The following is a 20,087-nucleotide window of genomic DNA, read 5'->3' on the forward strand; positions in this document are numbered from 1 at the left end:
CGATCACGCCGCACCCGTCCGCATCGCTCACCGCCCCCGCGCCGCCGTCTCGCGGGGGAGCTGGCTGGCGTAGATGGTCGCCTGGACCGGCGTCGCCACGCCCTGTTCCCTGCCGTGTCGGACCACCGCGCCGTTCTGGTCGGCCAGTTCCGAGGGCAGGCCCGATGCGAGATCGCGCTGCATGGAGGCCGTGGTCTCCGGGGAGAACACGTGCAGGTAGGTGTGCAGGATGTCGGCGAGATCGGTGTCCGTCAGCGCCACGCCGAGACTCTGCGCCACGGCGAACGCCTCGCGCATCGCCGTCGTCACCAGTTCGCGGGACTCCGGCACGGCCCGGGTCTCGCCTGCGGTGGCGCCGCTGATCGCGCCGACGCCGCCGTAGGAGGAGATCAGCGCCAGCTTCTTCCACAGTGCCCGTCGGATGTCCTCGGTCCAGCCCGCCGTGATCCCCGCCTGGGTGAGCGCGGCGATCGTCTGCCGCGCGGGCTGGTCGGCCTCGCCGCCTGCGAGGTAGCCGAGGGTCATGGTCGCGTCCGAGCCGACGTACTCGACGGTGGAGGCGTCCAGCCGTTGCGCGATCACCACGCAGGTGCCCGCGATGACGTTGTCCTCGCCGACGTGGGCTCCGGCGTGCGCGGGCGAGTCGACGCCGTTCTGCGTCGTGATCACCCGGCCGCCCGAGGCCAGCACGGGCGCGATCTCGTGGGCTGCCTCGTCGACCTGCCAGGCCTTGACCGCCAGGATCACCGCGTCGAAGCTCTCCTCGGATTCGAGGCGGTCGACGACCCGCACGGCGGGCGCCACGGCGACACCTGATCCGTGGCGGATCGTGATCGGCGTCCGCCGCACGGCGGCGACGGTGGCGGTGCGGCCCTTGAGCGTGACCGGGATGCCCGCGAGGGACAGCCGAGCCGCGAAGTACAGACCGATTCCGCCCGCCCCGTACACCAGTACCCGCACCGCGACACCTCAGATCTTCCTGGACAGGCGCCTCGCCTGTCTGCGAACAACGGACCCTCGCCGACGCCGACGCTGCGCCGTCGCACCGACCGATGGACTCGTCGGCCGGTGCACCACGTCGTGCACCTCGGCGCCCCCGAACTCCCGGTGCGTCGAACAGCGCGCCAGGGCGCCCGGACTCGACGACGCCGAGCGCACCCTCCAGGAGCGCTCGGCGGGGACCGCCATGCCTGGGCATCGCGCCCGCACCGGCGAACCCGGAGACGACGCCGATGATCTACCGTCGCACGGTCAACTCGACTGGTAAAGACCCGCGATCTCCTCCATCGCGCCCCATGCCGCGTCGGTGGGTTCGCCTGCCATGATCAGTTCCAGCGCGTCGAGCATGACGTGCCAGCCCACGGCGAAGTCCGCGGCGGGTTCACGGAGCACCTCGCTGTGGACGAGCCTCAGCACGCTTCCCTCGCCTGCGTCGCCTGCCGCCACCGTCCAGCGCACCGTCGAGTCCGGAACACCCTCCCACACCCAGGTGTGGGTGAGGCCGCCCTCGGCTCCTGGCGGGGTGACCTCCAGGACCGTGCCGGTCGCGGCGCCCTCCTCGCCGAAGTCGAAGTGCACCTCGCCGCCCACCACCGGGTCGATCCGACAGCCGGGCAGCCAGCGGGCGAGCCGATCCGGGTCGACGATCCACTCCCAGACCAGGGCGGGGGCGTACGGGAGCCGCCGTTCGAGGTGGATGCGGAAGGTGCCGTCCTCGCTGATGCCGAGGGTGCCGCGTCGGGCGGTGTGTCGAGTGGTCATGTCTCGGTCCCTCCTGGGGTTCGGTGTTCGGCGTCCATGGCCTCTTCCATGGCCTCCTCCAGCGAGTCGAGGGCCCGTTCCCAGCGTTCTCGCTGGTCGTCGAGCCAGTTCTCGACTTCGTCGAGGGAGGTCGGGTCGAGCGAGTAGACCCGCTGTCTCCCTTGAGCGGTCACGGTGAGGACGCCGGTCTCGGCCAGCACCCGGAGGTGTTGGGAGACGGCGGGCCTGCTGATCGAGAAGTGCGCGGCGATCTCGCCCGCGCTGCGGGCCTGCGCGGCGACGAGTTCGACGATGCGGCGTCGGTTGGGCTCGCCGAGTGCCTCGAATCGATCCACGGGGAGATATGTAAGCAGAGACTTACGCGTTGAGCAAGTCGGAGAGGCTCGCTGCTCGGCCCATGCCCGCGTGTTGCCCGGCCCCGTTCCGTGCAGCCCCCGAAGCCCCACCGGGTCCCGGTGCCTGCCTGCCGATGTCAGGTGCGCTGAGCCGACGTGTCACCGCAGGGCGACGGCTGACACAAGAGGACGTCGTCGGCGATGCGCGGTCGATTACGAGGCGAGCAGGCAGCGGGTGCAGGGGGCGCCCGCCCCCGGTGCGAGCTGTTCGAGTGCGTCGCCGAGGTGGAAGACGGCGCCGCACAGGGCGGTCATGGTGACGGCGGTCAGGCCTGCGGCGTCGACGAGGTGGACGTCCACGGTGCCGACTCGGCGGATGCACAGCCGTTGCCGGACGTCCACCGGGCGCGCGTCGGGCTTGTTCCAGATGATCGCCTGGCAGTCCGCGCAGTCCACGACCTCGGCAGGCACGCCCGGCAGCATCTCCTGCGGCGCGGGGCCGAGAGTGAGCGGAACCCCGCAGAGCGCGAGGGCTCGTGCGCCCTCGGCCGGGACCGGTTCGCCCGCGTTGACGAACACGGCGTGCCGCTGGCAGATCAGGCCCACGGTCGGCAGCGTGATCTGCTCGATGAGCATCGGCTCGGTGGCGCGGGCGGGGCAGGCCTCGTGGTGCTGCGTCGGAGGCCGGGAGGGTGTGGGGCCTGCTGCGTCTGCCGAGTTCGGCGAGGTCGCGGGGTGCTCGGGGCTGTCGGGCTGTTCTGGGGCGTCGGGCGGCTCTGGGGTCTCGGTCAAGCTCGGTCTCCGAACGGACGAGTCGGGGCGGAACCCCCGGTGACGGCGAGGACATACGGCCGCACCCGCGCCGCGCGCCGGGCGGGCCACGAGGTGATGAGGCGGAGCCGGCTTCGACTGCGCCGCAGGCTCGCGGCGGTCATGGCGCGGCCGCCGACCGCAGCCCGCGCACGTCGATCAGGGCCAGGCAGCGACGACATTCCTGGTCGTCGTAGTAGCACTGGCGGATCGGGATCGAGTTGAGCGCCGCGAAGCTCCGCTCGCCGCAGGCGGGCCGCACCAGGATCGAGCCGACTCGGTATTCGACCTGCCCGTGATGGGTGTCGCCTTGACAGACCGAGCGGACGAACCACTCCACCGGCCCGGTAGAGAGGGGGACGAGGCGGTTCGCCGGTCGGCCGGGTCGGCGGGGGCGCAGCTGCGTCACCGAGGCGAGCGGGCCGCCGGTCATGAGGCCACCGCCTCGGTCAGCGCGGCGCGCACCAGCTCGGCGAGGTCGGCGACGCGGGCCGCGTCCACCAGCCAACGGCCGAGCAGATCGTGGAAGTCCAGGATGGACAGCTCGACGATCTCGGCGGCGTGCAGCACGCGGACCTGCCGAGACTCGCCGTAGTGCATCGCCGACAGCGAGACGTCGTGACCGCCGTCCAACGCGGCGAGCAGACTGCGCGCGTCGGCGCGGCTGAGCTCCGCCGTGATCGAGGGCCGGTCGCCTCGATCGCCCGTCAGCAGGAGGAAACGGCCCGCCGGGGACACCGTCAGGAACGTCGACTGGCGGACGCAGTGGACGATCCACTGCGCGGCCACCGACCGTGAGCCGATCACCGCCCGACTCCCAGAGCGGGAGAGGCCCACCCCGGACGAAACCCCGAGGCCAGCTGCGCCGAGGCCGCCTCCGCCGCGCACCGCGCGAGGATGCTGGCGGCCGAGACCCCGCCGGTCCGGGTGCGTTCAGCGGAATGGGCCGGTCGCGGGCTGGTGCGAGCGGGGCGATGTCCGAACCACGTCAGCGCGGCACCCGCCGCCACCAACACCGATCCGAGGACGAGCAGCGCGATCACGACGCACCGCCGAGATTCCGCTGCGATGCCGAGGCGCGGCGAACCGTCTCCGCGCCGCACGCCGCCACGCGTACGGGGACTGCGGATCGCGACGGCCCGCCACGGCGTGCCGCGCGCAGCACCTGCCGTGTTCCGAGCGGCGGAGCCGGATCACGACGGGACTCGGCCACGGCCCAGCGGAACGCGACGAGGACGGCACCGATCAGGAGTGGGCCGATGATCATGAAGAGATGGGGCATGGGAACCTCTCCGGTGAACACAAGGACCTGTTCTGGCACAGACTCATAATTTCGACACAGACTCACATGGGTCAATCACCTGATCAGGCGTAGTTGGTGCTGTGCGAGCTGATCTAGCCTTTGCCGCATGACCCGCACCAAGAAGGCGGCTCGATCACCGCGCGCCCGAGCGCTCGGGACCGCTATCGCGGAAGCACGCAAGGCCGCTGAGCTGTCGCAACGGGCAGCAGCCCAACTCGTCGGCTGGCATCACACGCGACTAGCTCGGGCCGAGACTGGCGCACAACCGCCCGATGCGGAGGACGTGGCGAGTCTGCTCGCGGTCCTCAACGTCACGGGGGCGCGGCGGGACAAGCTCCTCACCATGGCGCGGGACATCGGCCGATCACCCTGGACGGTCGTGGGTGCTGCGGGCGTTCCCGGACAACTGGCGACGCTCGTGGACTATGAACGCGAAGCGGTCACGCTGATGGTGAGCACCCCACTCATCGTTCCTGGCCTACTTCAGACGATGGGCTACGCTCGCGCGATCATCAGCGCCGGCGGTGCCTCCGCCGAGATCATCGAAGCACGGGTCATGTATCGGATGGGCCGTCAGGAAATCCTTCGGTCAGGTGGGCTGCCGCTCCACCTCACTGCAGTCTGCACCGAGTGGGCACTCCGGATGCCCACTGGCAGTCATTCGATCATGGAAGAGCAGATGAGTCGGCTGCTGGAATGGGGCAGCCGCGACAACGTCGATGTGCGCGTGCTGCCTGCATCGCTGGGATCGAGTGGCGCGTTCAACGGCAACTTCTCGGTGTATGAGTTCGCCGATTCCGCCCCTGTCGTCCATCTCGAACACTTGTCGGCGAGCACGTTCGTGGACGACGTTCGGGACGTGGAGGACTTCGTCGTGGCGCGCGACACCGTGCTGAAGGAGGCGATGAGCTCGGAGGACTCTCTCGGGCTCATCCGGGACGTGTACCTGCCCTACCACCGAGAAAGGCAACGCGATGACGCTGCATCTTGACGGCTGGCGGAAGTCCAGTCGCAGCGGTCAGCAAACTGATTGCATCGAGGTCGGCCATGCCCCCGGGTTAGTCGGCATCCGGGACACGAAGAACCGTGGGGGCGGGACGCTGGTGGTAGACCGTGCTGCCTTCGACGCCTTCCTGGCCAGGGCGAAGGGCAACCGGACGAGCTGAACCGCCGCAGATGGCGGGTTCAGCGTGTTCCTTGGCGGACTGCCTTCGGCGTTCCGCTCAGCCAGAGCCGTGGATCGTCGATCGACCCCTGCTTTCCCCGTGTCTCGCCTCTGCGGCACCATAGGGACAGTCACGAAGAGTAGGGGGTCGATTCGTGTCCGTCACCGACGTGGTCGCACAGCTTCGGCAAGCCCATGCCTTACTTACTGCGGCCCGCCTTGCCACCGCCCAGGCCGATGCCGCGATCGTCGACGGCGCCATGATCTTCGCCGCCGCCACCGCCGGCTCGACCCAACCCGAGGTCGCAGGCATCGCCGACCTCGCCCGACTGTCCAGCGAGGACGTCCGCACGGCCGACGCCCTCTTCGCCCAGACCCAGGCCCTCATCGATACGTACTGCCACGACATCGCCGGGGTCGGGGCTGGCGAACCCACTGCGGCAGATTTCCGAGGCCGGGCAACGGAAGAGGCGGTACCGTCCCACCCGCCAGCGAGCGCGACGACTGACGAGACCGAGCCGCCCGAAGTACGTTACGCGGGCTGGATCGCCGAACTCCGCCGGAGCGGGGCGAAGATCAGCCCAGAGAGGGTTATCCGGATGACACGACATCGCGACGGCAGATTAGTGTGGCTGGAAGAAGGTCACGAGAATTCGTCAGGTAGGGCGCACATCTTGAGGCCTGAGCGAATTGATGAATTCGCCGGGTCGGGGATTCCGGAGAGGCGTGTGCTTGATGTAATATTCAATGAGATTGAGAACGGTTCTCTCGTTCGAACCTCTGGAAATGGAGGTGAAGTCTATGAAGTGCCCACCGAGGTGGGTCCTCGGCTGATAAAGATCGTCATTGCCTCCAACGGATATATTGTCACGTCTCATCCAATGGGGCGTCGACGTGGATGAATTGCACCTTGACTGGTTGAAGGATGGATATTGTGTCGCTCAAGGTATCGCTTCTTGCTGGATTCTTTCAAGGTCCGCTTTTCTATCATGATCCGGAAGAAGATCGATGGGCAAGTCATGACGTCGAGCTAGCAGGCGAGGACCTCAGTCTCAGTCCGCAGCTCGTTGCGGACCTCACAGCCTGGGATGAGGAGTACCAGGCCATCTACGACGACAATTACCCTCCGGATTCAAAGTTTTCCACGCCGGAGGCCGAGTGGGCTTGGATTGAGCGGGGCAAGGTGTTGGCCGCGCGAATCAAGCAGGAGTCACCGCTGGTGGCGAGCGTGGACTACCAGGCCCACGGTCACTACGAAAGGGGAACCTGCGTTTTTTAAGGTGCAGCTAAACGGAGGGGGCATTGTGGCTATCCAAGTAGGGTTGATCGCAGGGTTTAGTGCAGGACCGTTCTGCTACTTAGTTGCGCGGGGTCTTCGATCTAACCATTCGGTAGCGGAGGCGGGTGGATATCTCGGCCCCAGTGCGATGCTCGGTGCCGATCTAACGGCCTGGGATGCAGAATATCAAACAATCTACGACGACAGTTACCCGTCGGACTCCGAGTTCCGCACGCCGTCGGCAGAACATGCTTGGTTGAGCATGGCAAAGATCTGGGGGCGAGGGTCAAGGGGGAGTCGCGGCTGGCGGTGAATGTGGACTACCAGGTCGATGGCTACTACGAGGAAGCAACATGTGTGTTCTGAGCAAGTAGTGCTGCCGAGTGGAGTGTGGAAGGGAGTGCTCGATGGCTATCGAGATCGTCATGCTCGCGGGGTTCTTCGAGGGACTATTCTTCTATGTCGATCCCGATGGTGATTGGATTAATCACCCGGTAGAGGTGGCTGGCGAAGACCTCGCGCTGAGCGCTGAGCTCGTCACTGCGCTGCGGGCTTGGGATGACGAGTTCCAAGCCATCTACGATGACAGCTATCCGCCTGATTCGAAGTTTCCCACTCCGGAGGCCGAGCGGGCTTGGATCGAGCGGGGCAAGGAGTTGGCCGCGCGGATCAAGCGGGAGTCGCCGCTGGTGGCCAGTGTGGATTACCAGGCTGACGGAACATTCGAGGACGGAACATGCGTGTTCTGAGTGGGGCCAGACTGCTGAAATGGAGTGGGGATGGGATTCGAGGTAGCTCTTCTTGCGGGCTTCTACGAAGGGCCGTTCTATTACCATGTGAGGAAAGGTGCGGGAACGAACTGGTCTGTTGAGGAAGCGGCTGAACATCTACGGCTGGGTCCCGATCTTGTCGCAGACCTCATCGCATGGGACAACGAGTATCAGGCCATCCTCGACAGGTCCTACCCGCCCGATTCAAAGTTTCCGACTCCGGAGGCCCAGCGGGCGTGGATCGAGCGGGGCAAGGAGTTGGCCGCGCGGATCAAGCGGGAGTCGCCGCTGGTGGCCAGTGTGGATTACCAGGCTGACGGCTGCTACAAGGACGGCACCTGTGTGTTCTAGGGCGTCGATCCCCCTCGGTGCGAGACGATGACGAGAAACGACGTCAGTCGCACCAATGCGCCCCAATCCGCGCCTAGCCCGACTCCTGGTAGCGGAATCGAAATTCGGAGACGCCGCCCGCCTCCCCGTCCTCGGCGACACGATGTCGGATTCCGCATCGCCGCCGACCTGCGCCAGCCGAATGCCGTCCTAGGCGTTCCGGCGCAGGTCCCGCACGTCGGGGAGCGGGCGAAAGCCTGCCGAGCGGTAGGTGGCGACGCCGCCGACGTTGGCAGTCGCCGTGCACACGGTCGCGCTCGACGAGCCCAGCTCCCGCAGCGCGGCCGCCGAGGCCACGGTGATCGCCCTGCCGTAGCCGTGCCCCCGATGGTCACGGTGCACGCCCATCGGCTCGAGCAGACCCGGCCTTCCCGCACCGGCCGACCACACCGTTGCGGTGGCCACCGCGACGCCGTGATCGTCGTACGCGATGAGGCAGCGGGCGTCGGCGTACGGCGGTCCGGTGGTCATCGCGTGCCATCGCTCTGAGGTGAACGTCGATCTGCTGAACGCCGCGCGCTGCACGGCGGCCCGCACCGAGGCCTGCTCCGGGCCGGTCGTCTCGATGCGCACGCCGCAGTCCGCCACCGGCTCCGCGAGGTCACGCACGAGCGGTGTCCACGGCTTGCTGAGTTCCCACCCGCCGTCGAGCAGCAGCTCGTGGAACACGCCTCGCCAGCGCGCCTCGACGGAGGCGGTTCCCTGCGGCAGGACACCGCGCTCGGGCTGCGACACGTCGGCGGCCAGCCTGCGGGCCAGGTCCTCGTCGCCTGCTGCGCCCGGTGCGATCCCCAACCGCGCCAGACCGGAACCGTCCAGCAGCCCGAGGGCGCGAATCCGCCCGTCGCGACGCCAGATTCGGACCGCCTTGGCCGTCGCCTCCGCTCCGAATCGCCAGTACCAGCCCAGGTCGCCGGGATGCAACGGCACCGACGCCCCGTCGTGCTGCCACTCGCGCAGCACACGAACGGCCTCGGCCAGCTCGTCGGATTCCGGAGTGCTCAGAACGATCGACACAGCGTGATTCAAACACTGCCGTGCCGGCCGGCCCAACGGTTTCTCGGCCGGCCCGCATGCTCAGTCGCAGATCGCGATCATTCAGCGCTCCGGCCTGCTCGGTCTGTCACCCTCCCCCTGCGGCGCCGCAGGCTCACCCGGACGAGGGTGGCTACCGATTACACTCTGTCCGTGAATCACCGCCGGCGTGCCCTGGAATCCTGGCGCAGCCTCGACGTCTCGGTTCGGGATCTCCCGCTGGGACTACTGTTCCTCGCCACGTCGTTCGTGCCCTCCTTCCACAACCACGGCACCCAGCTCGGCGGAATGCCCGACCGACCCTTCGACGCGCTGGCCGTCGTGGCGATCGCCCTTCAGTGCCTTCCGCTCGCGATTCGTCGGAAGCGGCCCGCAGTCTGCCTGCTGTTGGTGTCGGCGGGCTTCGCCGTCGATCAGCTCGGCGGCTACCACACGCTTGCGGGCACCGCGTTCGCCATCGCGGTGCTGAGCACGGGCGTCCACCTGGAACGACGACGCCGCGCCACCGCGCTCCTCTTCTCGGTGGCGGGGTATCTGCCGCTGGCGATCGTGCTCTCCCAGCTCGGAACCGGGGAGTCGGTGGCCGGGTTCGTGACGTTCTACCTGGCGCTGGTCTTCGTCTGGTGTATCGGGGCGTGGCTGCGCTCCACCCGCGCCATGGAGGCCGAGCGGCGGCGCCGTGTCGCCGAGGACACCCGCACCGCCGAACGCACCCGCATCGCTCGCGAACTCCACGACGTCGTGACCCATCACGTGACGGCGATGGTCGTGCAGGCCGAGGCGGCGCGGTATCTGACCGCCGCGCCGGATCGCCTCGACGAGTCGCTGACCGCTGTCACCGACACCGGCCGCCGCGCCATCACGGATCTGCGGCACCTGCTCGACCTGCTCAATCCCGACCACGGCCCCGAGACCAGGGCGCCTGCCGTCGGCCGAGTCCTCACTCTCGTGGAGCAGACGCGCCGGGCCGGGCAGCCGGTGGAGTTCTTCGAGCAGGGCACGCCGCCCGTCTCGACCGGCAGTGCCGACCTCGTCGCCTATCGGGTCGTGCAGGAGGCCCTCACCAACGCCCTCAAGTACGCCCACGGCAGCCGGACCTCCGTCCAGCTGCACCACGGAGAAGGCGAGATCACCGTGGAGGTCGGCACGGACGGTTCCGGCTCGCAGGCCGGGTCCCCCGGCGGGAGCGGGCGGGGTCTGGCGGGTCTCCGCGACCGGGTCGACGTCCTCGGCGGCGACTTCCATGCGGAGCCGCAGACCGGGGGCGGCTTCCTCGTGCGGGCCCGCATCCCCGCCGGGAGCCCGTCGTGACCGCCCCGATCCGGGTCCTGGTCTGCGACGACCAGGTGTTGATCCGCACCGGGCTGGTGACGATCATCGACGCGCAGCCGGATCTGGAGATCGTGGGCGAGTGCGGGGACGGGCAGGCCGCGGTCGAACTGGCGAACCGGCTTCACCCGGACGTCGTCGTGATGGACGTGCGGATGCCGGTGCTCGACGGCATTGCGGCGACCCGCCTACTGGCCGGTGCCGGTGTGGAGCGACCGGCCAAGGTGCTCGTGGTGACGACCTTCAACCTCGACGAGTACGTCTACGAGGCGCTGCGCAGCGGGGCGAGCGGGTTCCTGCTCAAGGACGCGCCGCCTGCGCAACTGCTGCACGGCATCCGCACCGTGGCGACGGGCGCGGCGCTGCTGGACCCGGAGGTGACTCGACAACTCGTCGGCCGGTACGCCGCGCGCATCCGCCCCGTCGACGACACCTCGTCCGACATCCCGTTGACGCCCCGCGAACAGGAGGTCCTGCGCCTCATCGCCGACGGACTCTCCAACGGCGAGGTCGCCGCGACGCTGGTGATCAGCCAGGAGACCGTCAAGACCTTCGTCTCCCGCATCCTCGCTAAACTCGGACTTCGAGACCGGGTCCAGGCGGTCGTCTACGCCTACCGCCACGGCATGGTCGCCTGACGCGGCAGCACTGTCCGGCAGACGAAGCCTGCGTGTCGGGCGGATTCCTGCCTGCGGCCGTCTCCGCACCACCGCTGCCGCCTGCAAGCCCCGTCTCTCGGCTGCCTTCCCGTCGAGGCTGTCGGTCTGCGGGCGTCGCTCGGCTTCGCGGAACCCGGCCTGCTCCAGACGCCTGTCCGCTGCGTGGGCGAGGACCGCATCCGATCGACCGCGCTCGACACCCGCCACGGATGTCCGTCGCGGACACCCTGCCACGACGAAAGGGACGGCGGCGCCGGATCGAACCCGGCGCCGCCGTCCGCATCCCCCGTCCGGTGCGGACCCCCTCTTCGTGCTGATCGTCCGTGCGTGGCTCAGCGCTGCCCGGCGGCCTCGACCACCCGCCGGATCGCCTCGACGGCGACCTCGGGCTCGTCGAGATAGATCTCGTGCCCGCTGTTCTCGGCCGTGCTCAGGGTGCTGTTGCTGGAGACGGCGAGCCACTTCTCCTGGCCCTCGGCCCAGGCCTGCTCCATGGCCGCCCCGTACTCGGGCACCTCCTCCAGATACGGCACGCCGTGCTGGACGACCTCCACCGGGATGTCCCCTGCGGACCGGACGTCTGCGTCGGGGAACGCGAGCATCTCCGGGTTCTCGCCGTCGATGACGGCCAAGGTCTGGTCGCGAAGGTCGGCGGCCGGTCCGCCGGCGGATTCGGGGACGTCCCTGGCGAGGTCGGCTGCCTGGGTCGGCGAGGTGGCGTCCATCAGGACGAGGCCGGCGACCCGGTCCTGGTGATCGGGCGCGTACCTGGCGGAAAGCAGCCCGCCCAGTGAATGTCCGGCCAGCACGACGGGCGCGTCGCCTGCGACCTCGTCGAGCACGCCGGTCAGGACCACGCCGCTGCTCTCGATGGTCTGTGGCTCGCTCGGTGCATCGCTCGCACCCGCGCCGAGCCGGTCGTAGGAGCAGGCTCGGTCGGTCTCGCCGAGGGTGTCCTGGAGATCGGCCAGCATGTCCAGCGAGTGACCGCCCCCGTGCAGCAGGACGATGACCGGCCTGCCGTCGGTCGGGGTGCCGGAACAGGACACGTTCACCGAACTGCCGTCGACGTCGATCTGCTGGACGCCGGTGAACGGGGCCGCGTCGTCGGCCTGCTCCGTGGTGTCCGAACTGGACGAGTTCGTGGCGGGCGCGGCTTCCTCGGGAGCGGAGTCTCCGCAGCCGGCCAGTCCTACCCCGGCCACGGCGAACAGCGCGATCAGAGCGGAGGCCCTGCCATTGCGGATCATCAAGCCACTCCTGAGAAGAGAGAACGGAGAATCAGGCGGTATCCCGGTGAATTCCGGTACCGCACTGCTAGTGATGAAAACGGTACGGATTCCGGGGCCCGGAATCGTCACCATCCGGAGGACACCTGCGCGTAGCTCTCTCGGGGGACAGGCCCTCGCCCGGCGACTCGGTGTCAGGCGGGACGCAGCGGCGCCAGCCGTCTGCTGAGCAGGCGGACGTCCTTGATCAGTCGCTGGTCGGTGCTCCTGCGCGCGGGCGGGACGGGGCGAGATCGAGACCCGATCAGCAGGCCGGTCCGGCCGGCCAGGGACGCGTCGGTGGCGGCGAAGACGGACGATCTCGACGCCTCGGATGCAGGCCCGGAGGTGGAGCGCTCGAAGACCCGCCGGACCAGCGGCCACATCAGACGCAGTCCCGGAGAGACGATCTCGGGGGAGAGCAGGGTGCCGTCGGTCATCTCGGTGGCGGCGCCGCCGGGGTCGGCCGCGAACACCGAGACTCCGGTGCCGCGCAGGCGTTCGGCCAGTTCCCAGGTGTAGGCGAGATTGGCGAGCTTCGCCCGGCCGTACCAGTGGAAGGCGTAGTAGGCGCCGGGCGGCTCGACGGCGTCGAAGACGGGCTTGGCGGCCTGGATGGCGCCGGAGCTGACGTTCACGATCCGGCTCGGTCCGCCGGCGTGCAGTGGCTCCAGCAGGAGTTCGGTCAACAGGTATGGGGAGAGGTGGTTGACGGCGAACGAGGCCTCGATGCCGTCGACGGTCTGCCGATGGTCGGTGAACATCCCGCCGACATTGTTGACCAGCAGCGTTAAGGGACCTGCTGCCGCGAGCCGGGCGGCCAGCGCTCGGACGTCGTCGAGCGAGGCGAGGTCGGTCGTTTCGAAGCGAGGCTTCGCCGAGGTGGCGACCGAGCCGATCCGCTCCAGCGCGAGAGCACCGCGTCTGGCGTCTCGGCCGACCACGGTGACGGCGTGCCCGGCTGCCGCCAGGCCCATCGCGGTCTCGAGACCGATTCCTCCGGTGCCTGCCGTCACTACTGCCCGTCCTCGGTCCATGGTGTCGCCTTCCGTCGCACGCCTGTCCGGATAGTTATCCGGTTACGGTCGCCGACGGTAGCACAATCGGATATCTATCCGCTTATGGTCGAGTGTCCGGGTCTCGGAACGAGGCCGCCGCGTCAGCGCGGGGGACGCAGGCCCTCGAGCAGGACGTCGAGGTAGAGCTCGGCGTGCCGGGGATCGCCGCCGCCGGAACGCACGGCATGGTCGACGCCGCACACCAGTCGTCGCACGTCGTCCGCCTCGATGTCGTGCCGCACGGCGCCGACGCGGCGGGCGCGATCGAGCAGTTCCGTGACCGCGCGGTCCAGCTCGGCCTTCATCGCCGAGGTCTGCGGATCGACGTCGTCGGCGGATTCGAGCACGGCCGCGAAGCCGGGGTTCGTGGGGAGACGGCCGAGCGTGAACCGCAGCAGGCGGTGCAGGCCCGCGACGGCATCCGCCTCGGCCGCCGCAGCCTGCGCCTCGGCCACCAGCTCGTGGAATCGCTCCGCCGACAGCGCCTCCACCAGGGCGTGCCGGTCGGAGAAGTGCCGATAGACGGTTCCGACGCCGACTCCGGCGAGCCGGGCGATGGTGTTCAGCTGGAGGGAGTCGTCGCCTGCGGCCAACTGCTCCCTGGCGACCTGCAACACCCGAGCGCGATTGCGCGCGGCATCGGCCCGCAGTGCGTGTGCTCGGTCGGCTGGTGATGTCACGAAGTCAGCATAATGACGAGCGCCCGCGATCACGGCGCGCGGTTCTCGCGGGCAGAGTCGCTGGTGGGGCGGTGCCTCACGGCCGGTCGCCGACCGCGTCTCGGCTCGCGATCGAGTCGACGAGCCGAGACGGCGGAGGAGACGACACTGCCGCGCCACAGGCGGCCCGGGCTCAACCGCTCACGTACGCCGCGAGGTGCTCGCCGGTGAGGGTGGAGCGGTCGGCGACGAGGTCGGCGGGCGTGCCCTCGAAGACGATCCGCCCGCCGTCGTGGCCCGCGCCGGGGCCGAGGTCGATGATCCAGTCGGCGTGCGCCATGACCGCCTGGTGATGCTCGATGACGATGACCGACTTGCCCGCGTCGACCAGCCGATCCAGCAGGGCGAGCAGCTGCTCGACGTCGGCCAGGTGCAGGCCGGTGGTCGGCTCGTCCAGGACGTAGACGCCGCCCTTCTCGGTCAGTCGGGTGGCCAGCTTGAGCCGCTGCCGTTCGCCACCGGACAGCGTGGTCAGCGGCTGGCCGAGCCGGAGGTAGCCCAGCCCGACATCGACCAGCCGCGTCAGGATGCGGTGCGCGGCAGGAATGCTCGCCTCCCCGGAGCCGAAGAACTCCTCGGCCTCGGTGACCGGCATCGCCAGGACCTCGCTGATGTCCCGCCCGCCGAAGTGGTACTCCAGCACCGACGCCTGGAACCGCTTCCCGCCGCACTCCTCGCAGGTGGTGGCGACGCCCGCCATCATCCCCAGATCCAGGTAGATCACGCCCGCGCCGTTGCAGTTCGGGCAGGCGCCCTCGGAGTTGGCGCTGAACAGTGCGGGCTTGACGTCGTTGGCCTTCGCGAAGGCCTTGCGAATCGGGTCGAGCAGTCCGGTGTAGGTCGCCGGATTGCTGCGCCGAGAGCCCCGGATCGGGCTCTGGTCGATCGACACCACCTCCGCGCCGTCCGGGCCTGCCGTCCTCGGCAGCGACCCGTGCACCAGCGAACTCTTGCCGGAACCCGCGACGCCGGTGATGACCACCAGGACGCCGAGCGGGATGTCCACGTCGACGTCACGCAGGTTGTTCGCCGTCGCGCCTCGAATCTCCAGGGCGCCGGTGGGGGTGCGGACGGTCTCCTTGAGCGCGGCCCGGTCGTCGAGATGGCGGCCGGTGACGGTGTCGGACGCCCGCAGGTCCTCGACGGTGCCCTCGAAACAGATGGTGCCGCCCGCCGTGCCCGCGCCGGGGCCGAGATCGACGACGTGATCGGCGATCGCGATCGTCTCCGGCTTGTGCTCCACGACGAGCACCGTGTTGCCCTTGTCGCGCAGCCGCAGCAGCAGGTCGTTCATCCGCTGGATGTCATGCGGGTGCAGGCCGATGGTGGGCTCGTCGAAGACGTAGGTCACGTCGGTCAGTGCGGAGCCGAGGTGTCGGATCATCTTCACGCGCTGCGACTCGCCGCCCGAGAGCGTGCCCGCCGGTCGATCGAGCGAGAGATAGCCCAGTCCGATCTCCACGAACGAATCGAGCGTCTCGCCCAGCGTCACGAGCAGCGGCGCCACCGACGGCTCGTCGAGGTCCCGGACCCAGTCGGCCAGGTCGCTGATCTGCATCGCGCACAGCTCGGCGATGTCGACGCCCTTGATCTTCGACGATCGGGCGATCGCGGTGAGCCGGGTGCCGTCGCACTCGGGGCAGGTGGTGAAGGTGACGGCCCGCTCCACGAACGCCCTGATGTGCGGCTGCATCGCCTCCTTGTCCTTGGACAGGAAGGACTTCTGGATCTTGGGGATCAGGCCCTCGAAGGTGAGGTTCGTGCCCTCGACCTTCACCTTGGTCGGCTCCCGGTAGAGGAAGTCGGCCAGCTCCTTCTTCGTGTACTCCCGGATCGGCTTGTCCGGATCGAGCAGCCCCGACTCGGCATAGGTCCGCACGGTCCACCAGCTGTCCGACTTCCAGCCGGGGATGGTGAACGCGCCCTCGGAGATCGACTTCGAGTCGTCGTACAGCTCGGTGAGGTCGATGTCGGAGACCGTGCCCCGGCCCTCGCAGCGCGGACACATGCCGCCCAGGACGCTGAACTCCCGCCGTTCCTTGACGGTCTTGCCGCCGCGCTCGAAGGAGACCGCTCCCGCGCCGCTGACCGAGGCGACGTTGAAGGAGAACGCTTGCGGCGAGCCGATGTGCGGCTGACCGAGCCTGCTGAAGAGGATGCGCAGCATCGCACCCGTGTCGGTGGCGGTGCCAACCGTGGAGCGGGGGTCGGCGCCCATCCGCTGCTGATCCACGATGATTGCGGTGGTCAGCCCCTCGAGGACGTCGACGTCGGGCCGGGCCAGCGTCGGCATGAAGCCCTGGACGAAGCTGCTGTAGGTCTCGTTGATCATCCGCTGCGACTCCGCGGCGATCGTGTTGAACACCAGCGAGCTCTTGCCGGAGCCGGACACGCCGGTGAACACCGTCAGCCTGCGCTTCGGGATCTCGACGCTGATGTCGGCGAGGTTGTTCTCCCGCGCGCCGTGCACCCGGATCTCCTCGTGGGTGTCGGCGACGTGCAGCGCAGACTGCGCCGTCGCCCGCTTGGCCGTGCTCATCGTGTCTCCTTCTCTGCGCCTGCCGCCGCCGACGGTGCAGTTCGTGGCCGCGATCGTCGGCAGGCTCACTGCCGCTGCTGGATGCGGATCAGGTTTCCCGCCGGGTCGCGGACGGCGCAGTCACGCACGCCGTAGGGCTGTTCGGTCGGCTCCTGGACGACGTCGGCGTCGTTCTCCTGCAACCGGGTGAAGGTCGCGTCGAGGTCGGCGGTGGCCAACAGGATGCCCGCGTAGGTGCCCTTGGCCATCATCTCGGTGATGGTGCGGCGCTCCTCCTCGGTGATGCCGGGGTCGACCGCGGGCGGCGTCAGCACGATGGACGTGTCGGGCTGGTCGGCGGGGCCGACGGTGAGCCAGCGCATCCCGGCGTAGCCGACGTCGTTGCGCACCTCGAAGCCGAGGAGGTCGCGGTAGAAGCCCAGCGCGGCCTCCGCGTCGTCGTGCGGGAGGAAGCTTGCGTGAATGGTGACGTTCATGGTGGTCAGGCTAGGTGCGGCTCGGTGACGGCGCTTCTCGATTCCTGACCGGCCTGGTCACCTGCCGCACCACGCACGACGGCATTCCCGCCGTCGCGCGCGCCGCGTGGAGGCGGTAGGCGCTGGGCGGCATGCCGACCAGTTCGGTGAATCGACTGCTGAACGTGCCCAGCGAGGAGCAGCCGACCTCGAAACAGACCTCGGTGACGCTGCGGTCGCCCCGCCGCAGCAGCGCCATGGCGCGTTCGATGCGCCGCGTCATGAGGTAGCCGTACGGCGACTCCCCGTAGGCGAGCCGGAACCGGCGGCTCAGGTGCCCCGCCGACATGTGCACGCCTCGGGCGAGCGCCTCGACGTCCAGCGGCTGCGCGTACTCCCGGTCGATCCGGTCGCGGACACGGCGGAGGCGGGCGAGTTCGCGCAGGTGCCGCGCGGTGGCGGGTGTGCTGCTCACACTCGGGATGGTGCCACAGCGCACCGTCGGTTCCGGGGCGAACGCCCGTCGGGCCGCCTCGTCGTGACGCGGCAGGCGGCGCGCGCTCAACGGAACTCGTGGACCACCTGAACGTCACCCACGAAGTGGGCGTTGAACTCGTCGAGCTCCTCGGCGGGAACCCACAGTTCGAGGATCGTCTCCCCGCCGACCTGCTGAACGGGGTAGCGGGTCAGACACGGTGCCCTGGTACGTCCCGACCGGGCCCGCGCCGCCCGCCGTGTAGCACCTCGTTGGTGGGATTGATGCTCCAGTCCGGAAGTCCGGATTCGGCACCGTGTGCAGCCACAGATCATCGGCGACGTGGGCCGTTCCGGCTCGCCGAGTAATTCCAGCCGCCGGTCACCGACCGAATCTCCGCGAGCCGAATCGGCAGCCCACGCCCGATCGGCCCCGTGCTGCGGCCCCGCCCCGGCCTGCGGCCCGCTTCAGCCCGGCCGGGACGTCGCCCGCTCACTCCGGCGTCAGCCACACCACCCCGGAGGCCGGCAGGTGCAGCACCGCCGAGGCTGGTCTGCCCTGCCAGGGAATCGGCTCGGCCGTCACCGCGCCCCGGTTGCCCGTGCCCGCGCCGCCGAACTCGCGGGCGTCGGTGTTCAGCCGCTCCCGCCAGATCCCGGCGGCGGGCAGGCCCACCCGATGCTCGCGATGCGCCACGCCCGCCAGGTTCGCCACACACGCCAGCGTCGAGCCGTCGGCGCCGTGGCGGAGGAAGGCGAGCACGTTGCTCACCGCGTCGGTCGCGTCCAGCCAGCTGAAGCCTGCCCCCGCGTCCTCCCCGGTGTAGAGGGCGGGCAGCGCCCGGTACAGCCGGTTGCACTCGGCGACCAGCCGCCGCAGCCCCTCGTGCCTCGGGTCGTCGAGCAGCTCCCAGTCCAGACCCGCCGCCTCCGACCACTCGCGGACCTGGCCGAACTCGCCGCCCATGAAGAGCAGCTTGCGGCCGGGGTGCGCCCACATCAGGCCGAACAGCGCCCGCACGCCCGCCGCCTTCGCCGCGTCGTCGCCGGGCATCCTCGACCACAGCGAGCCCTTGCCGTGCACCACCTCGTCATGCGAGAGCGGCAACAGGAAGTTCTCGGTGTCGGCATAGCTCAACGAGAAGGCCAGCCTGCCGTGCTGCGCGGCCCGTTCCACCGGATCGAGGCCGAGATAGTCCAGGGTGTCGTGCATCCAGCCGAGATTCCACTTCAGCCCGAACCCCAGCCCGCCCTCGTCGGTGCGGCGGGTGACACCCGGCCAGGTGGTGGAGTCCTCGGCGGCGAGCAGCACGTCGGGATGGGCCCGGCCCATCCGCTCGGTCAGCTCCCGCAGCAGTGCCACCGCCTCCAGATTCTCCCGCCCACCGTGCACGTTGGGCTCCCATTCGCCGTCCTCGCGGGAGAAGTCCAGGTGCAGCAGGGAGGCCACCGCGTCGACGCGGAGCCCGTCGACGTGGAACTCCTCCACCCAGTACAGGGCGTTGGCGACGAGGAAGTTCCGCACCTGCGGCCGCCCGTGGTCGAAGATGAGCGTTCCCCAGTCCGGATGCTCGCCGCGCCGGGGATCGGCGTGCTCGTACAGCGGTGTGCCGTCGAAACCGGCCAGCGCCCACTCGTCGCGGGGGAAGTGGGCGGGCACCCAGTCCAGCAGCACGCCGATGCCTCGGGAGTGCAGGTGGTCGACGAACCAGCGGAAGTCGTCCGGGCCGCCGAAGCGGGCAGTGGGGGCGTAGTAGGAGGTGACCTGATAGCCCCACGAGCCGCCGTACGGGTGTTCGGCGATCGGCAGCAGTTCGACGTGGGTGAAGCCCAGCTCGGTGACATGGTCGGCGAGCCGGGCGGCCAGCTCGCGATAGCCCAGCCCCGGCCGCCACGAGCCCAGATGCACCTCGTAGACGCTCAGCGGCTGCTGCCACCACGGCCTGCTCGCCCGCCGGGCCAGCCACTCGTCGTCCGACCAGGTGAAGCGCGACCGATGCACCACCGAGGTCGTCCCCGGCGGGGGCGCGGCCGAGAAGGCCAGCGGGTCGGCCTTGGCCCGCCAGACCCCGTCGGCGCCCAGCACCTCGAAGTCGTAGCCCGCGCCCTCGGCCACACCGGGCACGAACAGCTCCCAGACGCCCGAGCCGTCCAGCGCCCGCATTGGCGTCGCCCGGCCTGCGCAGCGGTCGACGTCGCCGCGCACCCGGATGCCTCGGGCGCCGGGCGCCCACACCGCAAACGACGTGCCCGGCACGGATCGATCGCCGACGACGCGGGCCTGCGGGTGCGCGCCGAGCACCCGCCACAGGCCCTCGTGACTGCCCTCGCTGATCAGGTGCAGATCGAACGCGCCGATGCCGGTGTCGAACAGGTACGGCTCCTCGCGCAGCTCCGTGCGACCGGCCCGGCGGACCTCGATCCGATAGTCCGGCGGCCCGCTGCCGAAGCCGCCCCGTCGCAGGCCGGGGAAGAACCCGGCCGGGACGACCCCGGAGAACAGGCCCGCCGGATGCGCCATCGCCAGGACGGTCCGCCTGCCGTCGGCGCCGACCACCGTCACCTCCTCGGCACCCGGCTGCCAGCTGCGCACCAGCGTGCCGTCCGGCCGAGGATGCGCGCCCAGCAGCAGCCGGGGATCACGCAGCGTCCCGGCGAGCAGCTCATCGAGCCGATCCGCATTCGGGACGCCCGCGTCGAGCAGCGCGTCTCGGGGGGTCGGGCAGTCGGTCATCGAG

General features: G+C 69.5%; 23 protein-coding genes. 8 read left to right on the forward strand and 15 right to left on the reverse strand.

Annotated elements, in window-relative coordinates; all coding sequences use genetic code 11:
- Positions 1 to 27: 27 nt before the first annotated feature.
- The 7 genes from UA74_RS07490 to UA74_RS07525 form a co-directional block, all read right to left on the reverse strand.
- Entirely contained in the window at positions 28 to 960 is a 933-nt protein-coding gene (locus UA74_RS07490; protein WP_075739627.1) for a ketopantoate reductase family protein, read from the reverse strand.
- A 291-nt stretch (positions 961 to 1,251) separates the two neighbouring features.
- Positions 1,252 to 1,761 (reverse strand): SRPBCC domain-containing protein, encoded by a 510-nt coding sequence (locus UA74_RS07495; RefSeq protein WP_075764099.1) that lies wholly within the window; start codon positions 1,759 to 1,761, stop codon positions 1,252 to 1,254.
- A complete protein-coding gene (locus tag UA74_RS07500; RefSeq protein ID WP_075739629.1) occupies positions 1,758 to 2,096 on the reverse strand; it encodes an ArsR/SmtB family transcription factor in 339 nt (112 codons plus the stop codon). The genes UA74_RS07495 and UA74_RS07500 overlap by 4 nt, the downstream gene beginning before the upstream one ends.
- 213 nt (positions 2,097 to 2,309) lie before the next feature.
- Positions 2,310 to 2,888 carry a hypothetical protein gene (locus tag UA74_RS07505; RefSeq protein ID WP_157434048.1) on the reverse strand — a complete coding sequence of 193 codons (579 nt, stop codon included), beginning with the start codon at positions 2,886 to 2,888 and terminating at the stop codon, positions 2,310 to 2,312.
- Between the two features lie 139 nt (positions 2,889 to 3,027).
- Positions 3,028 to 3,339 (reverse strand): hypothetical protein, encoded by a 312-nt coding sequence (locus UA74_RS07510; RefSeq protein ID WP_075739631.1) that lies wholly within the window; start codon positions 3,337 to 3,339, stop codon positions 3,028 to 3,030.
- Positions 3,336 to 3,713: a hypothetical protein gene (locus UA74_RS07515; protein ID WP_075764101.1), complete on the reverse strand. Its 378-nt coding sequence runs from the start codon at positions 3,711 to 3,713 to the stop codon at positions 3,336 to 3,338. The genes UA74_RS07510 and UA74_RS07515 overlap by 4 nt, the downstream gene beginning before the upstream one ends.
- 232 nt (positions 3,714 to 3,945) lie before the next feature.
- A complete protein-coding gene (locus UA74_RS07525; protein ID WP_075739634.1) occupies positions 3,946 to 4,188 on the reverse strand; it encodes a hypothetical protein in 243 nt (80 codons plus the stop codon).
- 127 nt (positions 4,189 to 4,315) lie between these two features.
- On the opposite strand from UA74_RS07525, the gene UA74_RS07530 reads away from it, so the two are divergent.
- The 6 genes from UA74_RS07530 to UA74_RS07555 all read left to right on the forward strand — a co-directional run bounded on the left by UA74_RS07530 (position 4,316) and on the right by UA74_RS07555 (position 7,774).
- A complete protein-coding gene (locus UA74_RS07530) occupies positions 4,316 to 5,200 on the forward strand; it encodes a helix-turn-helix domain-containing protein (RefSeq protein ID WP_075764105.1) in 885 nt (294 codons plus the stop codon).
- Positions 5,184 to 5,375, forward strand: coding sequence for a DUF397 domain-containing protein (locus tag UA74_RS07535; RefSeq protein WP_075764107.1), 192 nt, complete (start codon positions 5,184 to 5,186; stop codon positions 5,373 to 5,375). Before UA74_RS07530 ends, UA74_RS07535 begins: the two co-directional genes overlap by 17 nt.
- A 154-nt stretch (positions 5,376 to 5,529) precedes the next feature.
- Positions 5,530 to 6,276, forward strand: a complete 747-nt coding sequence (locus UA74_RS31610) for a hypothetical protein (protein ID WP_157442185.1) — start codon at positions 5,530 to 5,532, stop codon at positions 6,274 to 6,276.
- Positions 6,277 to 6,308: 32 nt separating this feature from the next.
- Positions 6,309 to 6,653, forward strand: a complete 345-nt coding sequence (locus UA74_RS07545) for a hypothetical protein (protein WP_157442186.1) — start codon at positions 6,309 to 6,311, stop codon at positions 6,651 to 6,653.
- A gap of 407 nt (positions 6,654 to 7,060) precedes the next feature.
- Positions 7,061 to 7,402, forward strand: a complete 342-nt coding sequence (locus tag UA74_RS07550) for a hypothetical protein (protein ID WP_075764113.1) — start codon at positions 7,061 to 7,063, stop codon at positions 7,400 to 7,402.
- Positions 7,403 to 7,432: 30 nt separating this feature from the next.
- A complete protein-coding gene (locus tag UA74_RS07555) occupies positions 7,433 to 7,774 on the forward strand; it encodes a hypothetical protein (RefSeq protein WP_075764115.1) in 342 nt (113 codons plus the stop codon).
- Between the two features lie 189 nt (positions 7,775 to 7,963).
- Here the strand turns inward: UA74_RS07555 and UA74_RS07560 are convergent, their stop codons facing one another.
- Positions 7,964 to 8,830, reverse strand: coding sequence for a GNAT family N-acetyltransferase (locus UA74_RS07560; protein WP_075739638.1), 867 nt, complete (start codon positions 8,828 to 8,830; stop codon positions 7,964 to 7,966).
- Between the two features lie 171 nt (positions 8,831 to 9,001).
- On the opposite strand from UA74_RS07560, the gene UA74_RS07565 reads away from it, so the two are divergent.
- Positions 9,002 to 10,159, forward strand: coding sequence for a sensor histidine kinase (locus UA74_RS07565; RefSeq protein WP_075739639.1), 1,158 nt, complete (start codon positions 9,002 to 9,004; stop codon positions 10,157 to 10,159).
- Entirely contained in the window at positions 10,156 to 10,815 is a 660-nt protein-coding gene (locus UA74_RS07570; RefSeq protein WP_075739640.1) for a response regulator, read from the forward strand. Before UA74_RS07565 ends, UA74_RS07570 begins: the two co-directional genes overlap by 4 nt.
- 353 nt (positions 10,816 to 11,168) lie before the next feature.
- Here the strand turns inward: UA74_RS07570 and UA74_RS07575 are convergent, their stop codons facing one another.
- The 7 genes from UA74_RS07575 to glgB form a co-directional block, all read right to left on the reverse strand.
- The gene (locus UA74_RS07575) at positions 11,169 to 12,086 is read right to left on the reverse strand and encodes an alpha/beta fold hydrolase (RefSeq protein ID WP_075739641.1); all 918 of its coding nucleotides are present in this window, start codon (positions 12,084 to 12,086) and stop codon (positions 11,169 to 11,171) included.
- Positions 12,087 to 12,259: 173 nt separating this feature from the next.
- Entirely contained in the window at positions 12,260 to 13,141 is an 882-nt protein-coding gene (locus UA74_RS07580; protein ID WP_075739642.1) for an SDR family NAD(P)-dependent oxidoreductase, read from the reverse strand.
- A 122-nt stretch (positions 13,142 to 13,263) separates the two neighbouring features.
- A complete protein-coding gene (locus UA74_RS07585) occupies positions 13,264 to 13,842 on the reverse strand; it encodes a TetR/AcrR family transcriptional regulator (protein ID WP_075743522.1) in 579 nt (192 codons plus the stop codon).
- Positions 13,843 to 14,014: 172 nt separating this feature from the next.
- Positions 14,015 to 16,420, reverse strand: coding sequence for an ATP-binding cassette domain-containing protein (locus tag UA74_RS07590; RefSeq protein WP_075766021.1), 2,406 nt, complete (start codon positions 16,418 to 16,420; stop codon positions 14,015 to 14,017).
- A gap of 65 nt (positions 16,421 to 16,485) precedes the next feature.
- Complete coding sequence (locus UA74_RS07595) at positions 16,486 to 16,896, reverse strand: VOC family protein (protein WP_075764117.1); 411 nt, start codon at positions 16,894 to 16,896, stop codon at positions 16,486 to 16,488.
- Positions 16,897 to 16,906: 10 nt separating this feature from the next.
- Complete coding sequence (locus tag UA74_RS07600; protein WP_075743523.1) at positions 16,907 to 17,350, reverse strand: helix-turn-helix transcriptional regulator; 444 nt, start codon at positions 17,348 to 17,350, stop codon at positions 16,907 to 16,909.
- Between the two features lie 492 nt (positions 17,351 to 17,842).
- Entirely contained in the window at positions 17,843 to 20,083 is a 2,241-nt protein-coding gene (gene glgB, locus UA74_RS07610; RefSeq protein WP_075743524.1) for a 1,4-alpha-glucan branching protein GlgB, read from the reverse strand.
- Positions 20,084 to 20,087: the final 4 nt, after the last annotated feature.

Source organism: Actinoalloteichus fjordicus (genome assembly GCF_001941625.1).
GTDB classification, from domain to species: domain Bacteria; phylum Actinomycetota; class Actinomycetes; order Mycobacteriales; family Pseudonocardiaceae; genus Actinoalloteichus_A; species Actinoalloteichus_A fjordicus.